Below are 14,999 nucleotides of genomic sequence, written 5' to 3' on the forward strand. Positions count from 1 at the left end.
CTTCTTCTGGTCTTATATAGATGATTTGGATTAATAAGGTAAAAGGATAAATGATATTGCCCTTTAGAGGATAAATCATATTACCTTTAGACATAGTAGTTCTTAAATCATTTGTTTTTGGGATAAATAGGATTCATGAAATGGAGTCTTGTATAGCGGAATAAGTAAAGTCAGAGAAATATCTCCGTAGATGGGAGGTGTGAAAATAATACGGATTTGGGAGATATTTGGGATATATTTGGGAAGGATTTGGGAGCCGTTAAGGAAAAGGTGTTGTCAACGGAAAAGGAGGTCTCAGTTAGTGAGAAAAAGGAATTATAAGGGGAGATGCACAAAGAAAACGCTTCCTAAATGCCAAGATGTCTGTCGAACTTATGATGCGTTACAGGAAGTATACGCAGAAGTATTGTCTCAATCAGAAGATATTAAGGAATTCCGATGCAACGTTTATTTGGAAGGTTTGAAAGAAGGAGATTATACAAGTGATTTTGTTTGTACTAAGCAAGATGGCTCAATAATGGTTAGAGAGTGCGTTTATAGAAGCCGATTAACAAAACCAATGAATTATAAGCTTTTGGAAGCTTCAAGGGAGTATTGGAGACATAGAGGAGTCTTGGATTGGGGGATTATTATAAATGCAGAAAAATGAAGTATATAGAAACCACACCAATATATATAGAATTCTTCAAATACAAGATGAAAGAGCTCTAGTTATTGATTGTGTGAAAAAGACTATGCCTACATGGAAGCTTATTTCAGAATTAGACAGGTTCTCTTTGATTGATGAAGAAACCTTATTTGAAGAATTAGGCTATACCATTGAGGATATTAATGAGGTAGAGGCAGATAGAAAAAAGGTTATGTATCAAAGGTATTTTAATATATCTGGCATTGTACCATTCATTGGCTGTAAGCAAAGAAGGAATGAAATAATAAGTGCTATGGCATTAGAATCAGGCTTATCTAAGCAAACATTGCGTTCCTACTTATGTGAGTACCTTGTTTTTCAAAGCATAAATGCTCTATTACCTAGAAAGAAAAAACATTTAACAAAAAATCTATCTGAAGATGAGAAAAATATGAGATGGTCTTTAAATAAGTATTTTTATACCCATAAGAAAAACTCTTTGAGAACAGCATATACAATGATGCTAAAAGAAAAATACTGTAATAGTGATGGTTTGTTATTTGATAAATATCCATCTTTCTATCAATACAGATATTTTTATCGTAAGACTAGGAAAATGCAGAATTATTATATATCTAGAAATGGACTGACCTCATACCAGAGAAACAATCGTCCTTGTGTTGGCGATGGAGTTCATAGTTTCGCTAATACAATTGGAACAGGCATGGTAGATTCAACCGTTTGTGACATATATCTTGCAAATGAGCATGGTCAAGTGATTGGAAGACCTATATTAACAGCATGTGTTGATACTTTTTCGGGAATTTGTTATGGATATTCGTTAGGTTGGGAAGGTGGTGTATATAGTCTCAGAGAAATGTGCCACATGATTATTACCAATAAAGCTGATTATTGTAAGAAATATGGCATTGAGATTCAAGAGGATGAATGGGATGTATCAGTGTTACCTTTTAGGATTGTATCGGACCAAGGAGCCGAATATGTTGGAAGTACATTTGAACAACTATCTGAATTGGGGATTACTATAGTAAATCTTCCAGCATATAGACCTGAGCTAAAAGGACCAGTTGAAAAGTTCTTTGATACCATTCAATCCTCATACAAAAAATATCTTAAAGGCTATGGTGTTATTGAGACTGATTACCAAGAGAGAGGTGCTCATGATTATCGAAAGGATGCCATTCTAACATTAGATAAGTTTTCAAAAATTGTGCTTAGATGTGTATTACATTACAATGGCAGCCATGTTTTGGAGAATTATCCATTTACCGAGGAGATGTTAGCAAATGGAGTTAAGCCTTATGCAAATGCTATCTGGAATTATGAAAAGGCTAATACATGTTGCAGTGGGATATCTGTTTCAAAGGAAAAACTAACATTATGTCTATTGCCACGAACAACAGGCAGATTTACTAGATTTGGTCTTATCGTTAACCAAATGAGATATCATAATTCTTCCTATACTGAAAAATATTTAACAGGTGGAGAAGTGATTGTAGCTTTTGATGAAGATTCGGTATCAAATGTTTGGTTAGTAGAAGAGGGAAACTACATTCGGTTTAAACTAATAGAAACCAGATATGACGGGAAAAATCTTAATCAAGTAAGAAGAATCAAAGGAGAAACTAGGCGACTAATAAGTGAAGAGTCTAAAGTATCGTTACAGGCAGAAATAGACCTTGCTAATGATATACAGGTGGTAGTTAATGATTGCAAGTCTGAGAGAGTTCCCGAAATAAAGCATATACGTCAACATAGAGATAAAGAGAAAGCAAAGAATCATACACGTTTCGCAGAGGAGGTAGGATTACATGACTAAAGACTTATTTCACATGCCTGCTGAATTACTATCGGGTGATTCGCTTATTAATTCTTTACAGGATTTACCTGACTATAATGAAGGAATTAGAGAGGCAGATGAAGCAACAAGGCTGATGCAATCAACTGATATATACAAGGTATATTATCCTTCGGTGATGTCTATTGAAATATATAATAAGCTTTATCTTGCTACGGCTTTATCATTAAAGAAAAAGAATAGTAGATTGGCAACTATACAGAAGAATGTTAACTATTCATCAATACATGAACAAAGTGCATATAGAGGGATTATAGGTGGTGCTGATTCATTTTCAATAATAGGAACATCAGGTATTGGTAAATCTTCAGCTATACAAAAGGCGATAGAGTTAATATCACCGCATAGATATATAGAGTTTGAGAATTCTAAAATAATACCTTGCTTACAGGTTCAATGTCCTTTTGATGCGTCACCGAAAGGAATGTTGTTATCTGTGCTTAAGTCCGTTGATGATTGTATTGGAACTGATTATTATAAGCGGTCTCAAAGAACTAGTATAACGACAGATATACTTATTGGGACGGTGGGGCAAGTATGTATAAATCATATTGGGCTGTTGATAATAGATGAAATTCAGCATGTGTCAGGTCAGAAGAATGGTGTAACACTTATTAATTTAATTACGCAATTGATTAATATTTCAGGAGTTTCAATTTGTATGGTAGGTACAGAAGAGAGCGTAATCTTTTTCGAAAAAGCCCAGCAACTAGCTAGAAGAACGCTTGGAATGAGGTATGGACAAATACCATATGATGATTATTTTAAGAAGTTGTGCGAGATTCTTTATTCATACCAATACACTAGGAAATATACTGAGCTAACTGATGTTACAATCCGTTGGTTGTATGAGCATACTGGCGGAATAATATCAGTCTTGGTATCTATTATCCATGATGCTAATGAAATAGCTATTTTGAGTGGTAAGGAGCAACTTAGTATAGAAGTGTTATCAGAAGCCTACGATAAGAGAATTACAATGCTACACAGCTATATCATGACCGATAGGGTGAAACATGCAAGAACAAGACGCGCTCTTGTTAAAACAGAACCTTTAAGTGACTATATTGAAACAGCAGAATATAAAACACTTCCAGAAATGGTATTACTGGCTAAAAACCAGGGCGTTGATGCTGTTAAACTAATCAGTAAATACATAACCATAGAGGAGGTGGAATGCTAATGATTGGATTCTTACCTGAGTTATACCCTGACGAGCTTATATATAGTCTATTTGCAAGATATTATGCCTATTCTGGTTATGCTGCGTATATAGATGCTGCTCATGACATTTATAGCAATTGCAGAACTAGACCTGTTCCAGAATTTATTAATTCCATAAATGAATGTGTAAAAGGATATCTACTTAAAAGTCAAACGATGGAGGAACTGGTTGAGAATCATACCATGTTTCCTGCATATTCTAGGTTTATCCCGTTAGACAGACGAAAAAAGGCATTTGAAGCCTTAGTTCATACAGAGGGGAATTACAACAATTATTTATATATTCCAGTTAGGGAAATAAGAAATAAGTATTTAAGGTGGTGTCCAATTTGTGCGAAAGAAGACAGGGAAAATTATGGTGAAACTTATTGGCATAGATGTCATCAAATTGATGGAGTAGATATATGTTATAAACATTATTGTCTGCTTTTTAACAGTTCAGTTTGCAAAGAAAAATCATCACCGATGTTGATATCAGCAGAATATGAGGTGCCTCAAGAAGCCAAAATTTACCCCTGTAAGGACGATTTGATTATTAGTCTTACAGATTATATAGTCCATGTTTTTAATCGCCCAAATGACCTAAAATGCGACTATAACACTGGCTTGATATTAGCTGATAGGCTTGATACGAAAAAGTATCATTATGATTCCAGTTGGATGCGAAAGAATGAAGAAATCTACGAAGACTACTGTTCATTTTATAGAGATATGCCTGATAGCTTGATGAATATTGATACGATGAAAAAAATCTTTGGTGGTGGAATTGCTGCAATGAGGTATTTTTGCCAACTTGCGTTATTTGAAGATGTTAGTGAAGAAGAATTGTTTTTGCCAAATGTAAGCAGTCTACAGAGTAAAATCATATTTCAAAGAATTGCAAGAGAACTAAATGAACCTGAGGATGTGGTTATACGTATAGGATTAGCTGTTATTAAGGCATACTCATCATCTAATGAATTATCGAAACAAACTGGGAGAAATAGAGCTAGGTGGGAGGACGTGGATTTAAAGCTTCTTCCAACCGTTAAAGAATGTACCAAAAAGCTGTACGGTCAAGGGGATGAGCGCCCTAAAAAGGTTACGATAAAGGCTGTATGTAGAACATTAAACTTACCTGATAAGCGATTTGACTATCTTCCAACCTGTAAGGCAGAAATAATGAGATGGCATGAGACACAAGAACACTATTGGGCAAGAGAGGTTCTATGGGCCTATAATAGGCTGAAAAATGGTAATGAAATCATTAATTGGAAAAAGATTAGAACACTAACTAATATACGAAAAAACAACCTTGAAGCATGCTTAAAGGACTTGGAACAGATTGCCGATAAGGATACTTATATCTTCATATTAGAGTTACTGTAAAAAGAAAGAGTGGGGCATTTGCTCCACTCATATTAGATTATTGTAATTAGCTGACAGTTCTTGTTGTATAGCAGTATAATAAGCTTCGTAGATTGTAGAAAGGTTAACCAGATAAGTCCCAATTTTTTTATCCATAACGGGATTGTTGTTCGAATCTAGTATTATTCTACTCTTGGGAATAGTAATTGGACTTATGCCTAAACTTTTTATATCTTTTAAATAGGTATTAAAAGTTGATTCAGTATAGGTGGTAGTTTTTCCTTGTTTGACTAAATCAAGTGATTTTTCAATACCGCCGTGTATGTTAATAAAATAGATAAAATCTTTTAGTCGTTTTCGTTTTGAAGGTTTAAAATTAGGACACTCATCTATAATATTCCTTGCGGACTCTAATGTGAGGTGAATACCGGTACCAAGACGAGCATTTAAAGAAGAGGACAAGAAATAATGTTCAACTTCTGGAGTTGCCAAGTCTAGTATGTCTAGACCATTAAGACCTAATTTTTCCTTTATATAATATAGTTTTCTTCTTTTAACTTGGCATTCAAATCTTAAAAAATCATATTTCTCATAATCCTTAGGTAAAGTTTTTTTATTTCTCATAGCATAAGCCTTGTTATAAATATTTAGATTATAAGATTTGCATTTATAATATAGATATTTGGGGGTAGGTGGGATAATCTCATCTGAATCATACTCGAATTTGTCATCTTTATTATTCTGAGTATTATCATTAGAATAGGTAGCAGACTCTAATTTAGGTATATAGTATCCTCTTTTTATGATATCTAGATATACATCACAATTGTTCTTAATATCAAAGGCAAAATCGATTCTTTTAACTGTAAAAGTATTGGCATTGTACCACTTCTTTTGGGAATCAATATCATTTACATTTCTTAGGTTAGGGAATATCTCTAATGATGGGAGAATATCATAAATTTGAGATAAAATCTTATATGCTAAACATGATGAAAAATCGTATGTACATGATGAAAAGTTTTTATCTCCTCCAAACATCTGTAGAGGATTAATAATTAAAGAAATATTGTAATAATAAATTGAATTTGGATAATCAGGGGCTATTCTTTCTCGCTTTGTTTTTAACAACGTAATTCTGGAGAGACCTTTTTCTTTGTACATATAAGTAACATGGAAGCTACTATTGTATTTGTTAATCCTTTGTATACCTGACAATGAGTTATTTAGCTCATAGAAGTTTTTTGCGGTTATAGTTTTTGACAATTCAAAAGTGTGAATCATAGGTTAAATATCACCTCCTCTTTATTATATTATGACACTCTTTTATATAGTATTCAAGATGAGGTTTTTGGAAACGGTATGCCAATAAACCTTGAAAAATCAAGCTTTATTGGCTTGCAATGGGGAGAAACACTTCGAGTTTGTAAAGATATATTATAAAATATATTAGGGGCGATATATCATAGAGAGTGATATTATTTCACTTCCAGTTTAAAGTATAAAAAAATGTAAAACAATGTATTGCAAAAGTAAAACAATGAGAGTATCATATGCTTAGAAGGAGGTATAGCTTATGGCAACTACAGCAATTAAAGATACAAACTTCAACATGAGAATGAACAAGCAGAAAAAGGTAAGCCTTGAAGATTTATATGGTAATTTGGGCATGACTTTAGCAGAAGCAGTAAATATATTTTTTGAAAAGTCACTAATGGTTGGTGGTATACCTTTTGATGTCAGAATGCCAAAGTATAATAAAGAGACAGAAGATGCAATGCAGGAAGCAAGAGACATCATTGCTGGAAAGGCACAAGCAAAAAGCTATTCTTCGGCTACAGAATTATTTGCTGAGCTTGATGAGGAAGAATGAAATATACTTTAAAACCTACCACCAAATTTAAGAAGGACTATAAAAGGTGTAAAAAACGTGGCTACGATATGAAGCTTCTTGAGGATATAATCAATACTTTGCTTGAAGGCAAAGAGTTAGATTCCAAGTATTATGACCATCCTCTGCATGGTAACTATGAAGGGTTCAATGAATGTCATATTTTGTCAGACTGGCTTTTAATTTACACCAAAAGTGAAACTGAATTAGTTCTTACTGCTACTAGAACAGGAACACATAGTGATGTATTTGACGAATAACCATCTCTTTTTGAGGTGGTTTTTTGTATATAAAAAGCCAACATAATTACACATTAGCTGTAGTGTATCACATTGGCCATCATTTCTTACGAGCTTTAATTTTTGTAAATTCTATAATTTCTTTTTTATCTTCTATGCTAATTCTTTCGAAATAGAACAATAATTCCTTTTCTAAGTTATTTAGATGCTTGAGTTTATTGACATTACTAGGAGAATTGGTAAACTCAAGATATTTTTCAATTTCAACAGATTCTTCAGATGGTGCAGGAGCATCAAAATAAGTATTTCTATCTAAACTGATAACGAGGTACATTAAATCGTCAATTGATATTTCATATAAACCAGCAAGTTTATATAGCATTTCTGAACTAGGTGTTCTTTTACCAGTTTCGTAGTGACTATATGTCTGTCTAACGATACCTAATGTTTCTGCTACATAATCCTGAGTGTACGAGTGTGCTTTTCTTAACTCCTTGAGTTTTGTTGCTAGACGATTACCTTCATTCATAGTCTTATTCTCCTTTAGTAACATTTTAGTTAATTTTTTGTGAATAAATGCAACGCCTTGTAGCGTTTATAACTGAAAGATGTTATACTATTGTAGCGAAATCATATAATTGAATATACAATTTGTAGCGGAGGGATTATGAATATTCAAGATGCTATTAATGATGCTGTTGGTTATAAGCCATTAGCGATAAATACATTTAATGGGAAAGTAAAAAGTGTTTTCGAAGGACTGCCGGTTCATCATGTCAGTCCACATTACGTACAGTCACACTTCAGAAAGGGAAAATATATTTCTGGATATTGGCGCGATGGCGATGGAGATACAAGAGTAGATACATTTATGGGTTACTATGCAAGAAATCCGCGACGTTAGCGGTATGTGGGGAGCATACAATGAGAAGGAATGACATTAGTAACATCTCTTTAGGATTTTATGAAAAACAGTTTCAAATAAAGGGAAGGAACTGCTCAATTATTCTTGAGGATGCGCAATATGGAGATTATAAAGGGCAGAAGGAACTGTTGGATAAAACAATAGTTGATGACATGTTCAAAGACATAGCCAAGGTGCTAGCTAACAGCTGTACCAAATACAATGATATTCCATCGGTTGTAAGTATAAGCCATGGTAATGAAACAAAAGAAATAGATGTTAAAAAAGAACTGTACCAAGTTATGGAACCTGATGAAACCATAGATGAGGTTATTCTTTCAGATGAAGTGAAAAAGCAGATAGATATTGTTTTAGCTGCAATTAACAATCAAAAAAAACTTATAGAAGAATGGGAATTATCTGGGTTTGGGTTAGATAATAGAGCATTGGTATTAAACTTTTATGGACCACCAGGAACCGGAAAGTCAAAATGTGCCAGGGCTATAGCAAATAAGCTTAATAGAAAGCTCATTCAGGTTAATTACAGTGAATTAGAATCAAAGTATGTAGGGGAGACGCCTAAGAATATTACCAATGTGTTTCGTGAAGCGAAAGAAAATGATGCTGTTCTGGTTTTTGATGAAGCGGATTCCTTTTTAAGTAAAAGACTTACAAGTATCACTCAAGCAGCAGATTATGGTGTAAATATCACTAGAAGTGTAATGCTTATGGAACTGGAGAGATTTGAAGGTATTGTGGTATTTACAACAAATCTTATTGCCAACTATGATACAGCATTTAAAAGGAGGATATTAGCCAGCATTAGATTTGAATTGCCAGATGTCAATGCAAGACTAAAAATATGGAAACTGCATCTTCATAAAATGCCGTTAAAAGATATTAGTGTGGAAGAACTGGCAGAAAAGTTTGAGGGGATTTCAGGAGCTGATATAAAGGACATCATATATTATGCAGCACTCATAGCATTACAGGATAACAAAGAGCAGGTTGAGTTATTGGATTTTCAAAAGGCATACGAATATGTTGTTGCACGATATGATGTTGATAATGGTGAAGAAAAATGATTATTGGGAAGGCTGTAGATATATACAGAAAGCTTCAGATGGACATGATTGGAAAGCTCTCTGTAGAAAATGAAGACATTATTAATGAGTGCCCGTTTTTTGATGAGGGGTATATAAGTGCTCAAATTGAACGTCTAAAAAAAGAGCATGAACGACTTCTTATAGAATTGAATGCATCTAAACAGGTAGATACTGAATATGAAATAAAAAGAAGTGCCACATTAAACAATCAAATTAATGCTGTTGAAGTCAAAATAATACATTACGCTGTAAACAGTTTTTCAGCTTTACCTTTATGTAAAAAATTAGCGGATGGTAAGGGGTTAAAGATTGAAAAACTAATACTGGCTTTAGATGAATATAAAGCTGGAAAGATTGATAGCTCGCAAAAATTATTTGCAGAATATTTTGGAAGCAGCAATATCGAAGCAGGTTATTTCTTAGGAAATAAAATATATGGTCACATACTAATAGAAGCTGGAAAAACGAGAGAAGGTTTGGCACATTTGGAACATGCCGTTCAGCTACGAGTTAATGATATTGAACTTCTAGCTTGGCTGAAAGAGGTATATGAGACTCTTGATATGCGTTTTGAATCGGACAGAGTTGAGGAGGCAATGAAAATATTAGGATAGGGGACTTCTTATATGATTAATAAATCAAATTATCAGCATGTTGGGACTGATGATGCCTTTAATAGTTATAAGAAGGAAATAGGCATCGAAGGCGACATAGCAGACATATATAAATCAATTGAAGCAAAAATGAAGAAGCCAGATTTATTAGGTAAAACATTAAAGGTGTCAGAGCGGCAGTTTCAAGAAGTAAATAACATAGTTGATAGTATTGCTGTAAAGTTAAATATGGAAAAACCTGCTGTATATGTTTTCGAAGATTTTTTCTATGGAATTGAAAGCTATGGTATGGGGGAATACTGGATTGAGATTTCGGCAAAAACAATAAGGGATTTCACTCCAAAGGAGTTAGAGTTTCTTTTTGCTAGAGAGTTTTACAAGATTAAAGATGAGGTCACATATCAAACAGCTTTAGTGAATCAACTAACAGAAATTTATGCGGCTGTTCCGACTGTTGGAACAATTATTAGTAAGGCTGCAAGAAACAAGTTTTACCATTGGTGTAGATTAGAAAATTATACAGCTGATAATTTTGCATATCTTTATTGTAAAGACTTAAGTGCTAGTATTAATGCAATTGTAGCAATGGTACTAAACAGTAAAGCATTACTAGAGCAGGTGGATATGAGAGCTTTTGTTGAACAGGCATCAGAAATAACAAGATTAGATGATACTGTTTACAATTATACGAAAGCAGATGAAATGATGCCTTATGCACCGATGCGAGTTGAAAGTTTAATAGCTTTTTCGGTTTCAAAAAGAGGAATGCAGGTCCGAAAGGAGTTTTAGATGAGTTTAATATTAGCGGCAGCTGCTGTGGCAGCTTTAACAGTTTTGGCATATGCATATTGGGATAGGATAAAGCAATGGATAGAAACGATTTTGGCGGATAGGGTGGAACGAGTTTTAGGATATGGTGCAAGAAAACGTCTTCATCATGTTGTATCTATAGCAGATAAAACAGCAAGAGGCATCAGAAACCGCGTTTATGTTTATGTAAATAAAATAACTGGTAAAGGTTATGAAAAAATGGAAGAAAAAAGATTAGATGATATTTCTGTAGTTGAAGAAGACATTATCAAGGAAATCGATGAGAAGGGGCCAATAATACAAGAATTTAAATATGAGGAGTAGAGTGACGTGAGAAGCATATTTAATAAAAAGGACGATAACTCGGATAATCAGGTAGTAGATAAAGAACCATTCGATGCAAAAGAATTGATTGAAAAGAATGATGCCATATTACATAAAATCGAAGAGCTTGCAGAGAAGGTAGATTTTATTGACAAAAATAATAAGAAGTTTTTAATGACTGCGTCTATGAATAAGTTAGATGTACAGGAGAAGAAGATTAAGAACATGAAACTGTCAGTAATCGATATTCTTGATAATGTTGACGTATTGCTTAATCAGGTGGAGAAATTAGAGAATGATACGTTAAATGAAGGTATTGGTATGATATCAAAAGGCATTTTAGATAGTCTTTCAGATATAGACTTGGAAGTAATCCCAACAGCTGTTGGAGATGTCTTTAATCCTGCTATACATAACTGTATAGAAACAGGGCATAAGGAAGATATAGCAGAAGATACTATTTTAGCGATTAATAAGAAGGGCTATAAAGATTTAGAAAATGGATTAGTTATTCGAACTACAGAAGTTGTTGTTAATAAAAAGTAGAGGGGTTAACTAAGATGGGAAGAATAGTCGGTATTGACTTAGGTACAACCACATCGGAAATTGCATATATAAATAATGGAGAACCAGAAGTGATAAAGAATGGCTATTCATCTATTACACCTTCTGTTGTTGGCTTAGATAAAAATTATAACGTTATTGTCGGAGAAAAAGCCAAAGACCAAATATTAAATGCAAGTGACAGAACTGTTGTAGAAGTTAAAAGGAAGATGGGGACGAACGACCTTGTTATTTTAGGTGGAAAAAAGTTTACCCCTACCCAGATATCATCGGAAATATTAAAAGAATTAAAGCGAGTTGGCGAACAGTATCTACAGGAGGAAATAACAGAAGCGGTTATAACAGTTCCTGCAAATTTTAATGATGCTCAAAGGCAAGCCACAAAAGAAGCTGGTGAAAAAGCTGGATTAATAGTAAATCAAATTATCAATGAGCCTACTGCTGCTGCGTTAGCTTTTGGAATTAATAACCTTGGTACAGAAGGTAATGTCCTAGTTTATGATATTGGTGGAGGAACTTTTGATGTAACAGTACTAGAAATGATTGAGGGTTCATTGGATGTAAGGGCAAGCCGTGGTATTAATAGACTTGGTGGTAAAGACTTTGATGAAAAAATAGTTGAAGAAATCATATCAGCATTAAAAAGTAATTACTCTTTTGATTTATATAATGATGTCCAAGGAAATGAGAAACTAAATATATTAGGAAGAATAAAAGCAGAAGCTGAGAAAACAAAAATTGCGTTAAGTTCTATACAGGTTGTAGATATTCAGTTGCCATTTCTTGCACAAAAAGATGGTGAAATCATTAATTTTGAGATGGAAATCTCAAGAAGTAGGTTTGATGAGCTTATTTCAGATTATGTTTCTCAAACAATGGACACAGTGAATGAAGCCTTGCAGGCGGCAAAACTCACTGCTGCTGACATTGATATTGTGCTTCCTATTGGTGGTTCAAGCAGAGTTCCTGCAATATATGAAAATTTAAAAAACATCTTTGGTAATAAGATAAGAGGTAAAGTCAATCCAGACGAGGCAGTTGCTTTAGGAGCCGCTGTTCAGGCTGGAATTAATAAAAATGAAATAGTTGGAAATAATTCAATAGCAATATTTGATGTATGTAATCATTCTCTGGGTACAGAAGTAGTAAGAGATACTGCTAACGGTTATAAGGATGGTTTTTATGACAGGCTTATTCTTAGAGATACTCATTTGCCATTTTCAAGAACGAATCGCTACAATACAACGAGTGATTATCAAGAGAGCGTAATAGTTGGAATATATCAAGGGGAGGATAATCTAGTAGAAAACAATATAAAATTAGGAGAGTTGGAGGTAAATGGCATCCCAGCAAATAAAGCAGGAGAGGAATGCGTTGATGTAACATTTAAATACAATATTAATGGCATTTTGGAAGTATCAGTTATTGTAGTTAGTACAGGTAAAGAAGCATCAACTACTATTAACATGTTTAATTATGATGCGCCTAAAACGAAATCCGAGGAAAAAATTGATGATTTTATGAGTGGTGCATGGACTCAAGCTAGTGAGATACAAACGACTGTAATGCTATATAAAAGCCGTAGGTCTAATCTTCCAGAAGAAGCTCAAAAACAGGCAGATGCCTTAATAAAAAAATTAAAAGAAGCAGTTATAAATAATGATTATGACAAAATGGATTACTATGATGACAATTTAACAGCGTTGCTGTTTGAATACTAGGTGAGGGGCGCCTATCTATGGGCAATGAGAATTTCTACGAGATACTTGGTTTGAATTCAAGTGGAGCAGCTACACAGGATGAAATAAAACGAGCTTATGTAAAAAAACGTAAAGAATACCAAGGAAATGAGGAGAAAACCTCGTTATTAAATGAAGCTTATTCTGTCCTTGCTGATGAGGAAAAACGAAGGAACTATGATTATGATATAGAGAAGTCGATAGTCATGGAAGAATTGGATAATGTAAAAAATTTCGAGGAAAGAAAAGAGGCTTTATGTAAGCTAAAAAAGGTATGTGAAAAGCATTTAGGTCACGATGATGAAAGAGACTTATCAGAATATCAAACATTAATTGAAATTGAAAGGTCTATTGGAAATGATGACGTTGTCCCATATTTAGATAAAATGTGGCAAATACTAGACGGAAAAATGGAGGTACCAGAACATTACGAATGGTATGAGTATGTAGGAAATAATTATTATCTTTATGATGATGTTGATGGGGCTATAAAAGCCTATTTTCAGATTTATAAAGTAGCTGTCCCTAAATACGAGATTACAGAAAAATTAATATCTCTGTTATGTAATGAAAAGAAGAAGCCAAAAACTGCTATAAAAATACTTAAGGATTGTATTGATAGAAGTGATATTCAAAATCATAAATGCTTTTATCTATGCAAAGCGTATGAAGTAGTAGTAAATCTACAGGACAAAACATTTGATAAAGTTAAGCAGGTATTAAAAAGCAAGATATCTGTAGTGGTTAGTGCAGACCAGCCGGATGAGTTGACATTACGTGCTTTGTGTGACCTTTTTATATGGATGGCCTATGCATTGGAAAATAAGTCTATTGCAGCATATCATGACTTAGAACAGATTTATTTGTCTAAAGGTACAGATAATCCAGACCTAAAAAATCTGTACAGTATGATAAAGCAGTTTGAGGTTGTAATTGCAAACAATAAGCGACATGAATGTATCGAATTAATGCAGGAAGATTCGCTAACTGATAAGATGCGGCAAAAAATCGAGGATTATTTAATCAACGATGCAGATAGTGTAATGGACTCGTTGAATTACATCAAAGAAAATGCACCGTTGCTTGTTGAACAAGAAAAAGAAGCATACGATTTTATTGATAGTGTAGTTACTCAACAATATAAGGCACTAAAAGAATATTCACAGTTTATTAAGGATTCTCATTTTGGAGGTGCAATTAAAACTATACTTAGAAGGTATCTGTTCAAAGATGTTATTAGGTATGCAACGATTGAAGATGATTTTAACAAGGCTATTAATCAGTTTTATGATGATAATAACTTGAACCAAACAAGGGAAGAAATCAGGATGCTGGATAGATTGTATCCTAACTGTTACAAATTACTTGCTGAGTATCTTTTTGATGGGCAATCTGTAGTTGAGTTGTTGGGGGATGATGAGTTAGGGCAAACAGATTCTTCACGTTCAGTGGCAAATAATAAAGCAATTGTGGATTATCCTCATGCAAGAAAAGGATACGAAAATCGACCATTCTATAGTGGTTTTCTTGAAATGATAATAATATTAGTGGCAACTGTTATATTTCCACCGACTTTACCTATAGTGTTAGTGATTAAGACTTTTAATAGATATACAAAAATTATTATAAAGGTTGCAATTGGAATTATAGTGGCTGTTGCATTATTGCTGATTATTTCTTCAATCAGTAGTCTGTTTTGACGTACAATGTAAATTAGCTTCACAGGGGAA

16 protein-coding genes are annotated in these 14,999 nt (G+C 33.7%); 14 read left to right on the top strand and 2 right to left on the bottom strand.

What is annotated here, in order from left to right; genetic code table 11:
• The first annotated feature begins 301 nt into the window (after window positions 1-301).
• From G611_RS0108260 to G611_RS0108275, 4 genes are read left to right on the top strand one after another with little or no spacing between them, the layout of a single operon-like run.
• Window positions 302-649, top strand: a complete 348-nt coding sequence (locus G611_RS0108260) for a hypothetical protein (protein WP_028243219.1) — start codon at window positions 302-304, stop codon at window positions 647-649.
• The gene (locus G611_RS0108265) at window positions 636-2,468 is read left to right on the top strand and encodes an integrase catalytic domain-containing protein (protein ID WP_028243220.1); all 1,833 of its coding nucleotides are present in this window, start codon (window positions 636-638) and stop codon (window positions 2,466-2,468) included. The genes G611_RS0108260 and G611_RS0108265 overlap by 14 nt, the downstream gene beginning before the upstream one ends.
• On the top strand, window positions 2,461-3,690 hold the full coding sequence (locus tag G611_RS0108270; protein ID WP_028243221.1) for a TniB family NTP-binding protein: 1,230 nt from the start codon (window positions 2,461-2,463) through the stop codon (window positions 3,688-3,690). Before G611_RS0108265 ends, G611_RS0108270 begins: the two co-directional genes overlap by 8 nt.
• Entirely contained in the window at window positions 3,690-5,099 is a 1,410-nt protein-coding gene (locus tag G611_RS0108275; RefSeq protein WP_196801554.1) for a TniQ family protein, read from the top strand. The genes G611_RS0108270 and G611_RS0108275 overlap by 1 nt, the downstream gene beginning before the upstream one ends.
• A gap of 27 nt (window positions 5,100-5,126) precedes the next feature.
• Here G611_RS0108275 and G611_RS0108280 read toward each other — a convergent pair whose 3' ends face one another.
• Window positions 5,127-6,362, bottom strand: coding sequence for a hypothetical protein (locus tag G611_RS0108280; protein WP_028243223.1), 1,236 nt, complete (start codon window positions 6,360-6,362; stop codon window positions 5,127-5,129).
• Window positions 6,363-6,654: 292 nt separating this feature from the next.
• On the opposite strand from G611_RS0108280, the gene G611_RS0108285 reads away from it, so the two are divergent.
• Together G611_RS0108285 and G611_RS0108290 are read left to right on the top strand one after the other, a co-directional pair.
• A complete protein-coding gene (locus tag G611_RS0108285) occupies window positions 6,655-6,951 on the top strand; it encodes a type II toxin-antitoxin system RelB/DinJ family antitoxin (protein ID WP_028243224.1) in 297 nt (98 codons plus the stop codon).
• Complete coding sequence (locus tag G611_RS0108290; RefSeq protein WP_028243225.1) at window positions 6,948-7,229, top strand: type II toxin-antitoxin system YafQ family toxin; 282 nt, start codon at window positions 6,948-6,950, stop codon at window positions 7,227-7,229. The genes G611_RS0108285 and G611_RS0108290 overlap by 4 nt, the downstream gene beginning before the upstream one ends.
• A 79-nt stretch (window positions 7,230-7,308) precedes the next feature.
• Here the strand turns inward: G611_RS0108290 and G611_RS0108295 are convergent, their stop codons facing one another.
• Window positions 7,309-7,737, bottom strand: coding sequence for a helix-turn-helix transcriptional regulator (locus tag G611_RS0108295; RefSeq protein WP_028243226.1), 429 nt, complete (start codon window positions 7,735-7,737; stop codon window positions 7,309-7,311).
• Between the two features lie 138 nt (window positions 7,738-7,875).
• Between G611_RS0108295 and G611_RS0108300 the strand changes: the two genes are divergently transcribed.
• The 8 genes from G611_RS0108300 to G611_RS0108335 are packed head-to-tail and all read left to right on the top strand — an operon-like array spanning window position 7,876 to window position 14,969.
• Window positions 7,876-8,112, top strand: a complete 237-nt coding sequence (locus tag G611_RS0108300) for a hypothetical protein (RefSeq protein WP_028243227.1) — start codon at window positions 7,876-7,878, stop codon at window positions 8,110-8,112.
• 20 nt (window positions 8,113-8,132) lie between these two features.
• The gene (locus G611_RS14370; protein ID WP_051195169.1) at window positions 8,133-9,197 is read left to right on the top strand and encodes an ATP-binding protein; all 1,065 of its coding nucleotides are present in this window, start codon (window positions 8,133-8,135) and stop codon (window positions 9,195-9,197) included.
• Window positions 9,194-9,832, top strand: a complete 639-nt coding sequence (locus G611_RS0108310; RefSeq protein ID WP_028243228.1) for a tetratricopeptide repeat protein — start codon at window positions 9,194-9,196, stop codon at window positions 9,830-9,832. The genes G611_RS14370 and G611_RS0108310 overlap by 4 nt, the downstream gene beginning before the upstream one ends.
• 12 nt (window positions 9,833-9,844) lie before the next feature.
• On the top strand, window positions 9,845-10,621 hold the full coding sequence (locus tag G611_RS14375; RefSeq protein ID WP_051195170.1) for a M48 family metallopeptidase: 777 nt from the start codon (window positions 9,845-9,847) through the stop codon (window positions 10,619-10,621).
• Complete coding sequence (locus G611_RS0108320) at window positions 10,622-10,966, top strand: hypothetical protein (protein WP_028243229.1); 345 nt, start codon at window positions 10,622-10,624, stop codon at window positions 10,964-10,966.
• A 6-nt stretch (window positions 10,967-10,972) separates the two neighbouring features.
• A complete protein-coding gene (locus G611_RS0108325; RefSeq protein WP_028243230.1) occupies window positions 10,973-11,512 on the top strand; it encodes a nucleotide exchange factor GrpE in 540 nt (179 codons plus the stop codon).
• 14 nt (window positions 11,513-11,526) lie between these two features.
• On the top strand, window positions 11,527-13,251 hold the full coding sequence (locus G611_RS0108330) for an Hsp70 family protein (RefSeq protein WP_028243231.1): 1,725 nt from the start codon (window positions 11,527-11,529) through the stop codon (window positions 13,249-13,251).
• 17 nt (window positions 13,252-13,268) lie between these two features.
• Window positions 13,269-14,969 (top strand): J domain-containing protein, encoded by a 1,701-nt coding sequence (locus tag G611_RS0108335; protein ID WP_028243232.1) that lies wholly within the window; start codon window positions 13,269-13,271, stop codon window positions 14,967-14,969.
• Window positions 14,970-14,999 lie beyond the last annotated feature (30 nt).

The sequence above is a fragment of the Pseudobutyrivibrio ruminis AD2017 genome (assembly GCF_000424305.1).
Lineage (GTDB): Bacteria > Bacillota > Clostridia > Lachnospirales > Lachnospiraceae > Pseudobutyrivibrio > Pseudobutyrivibrio ruminis_B.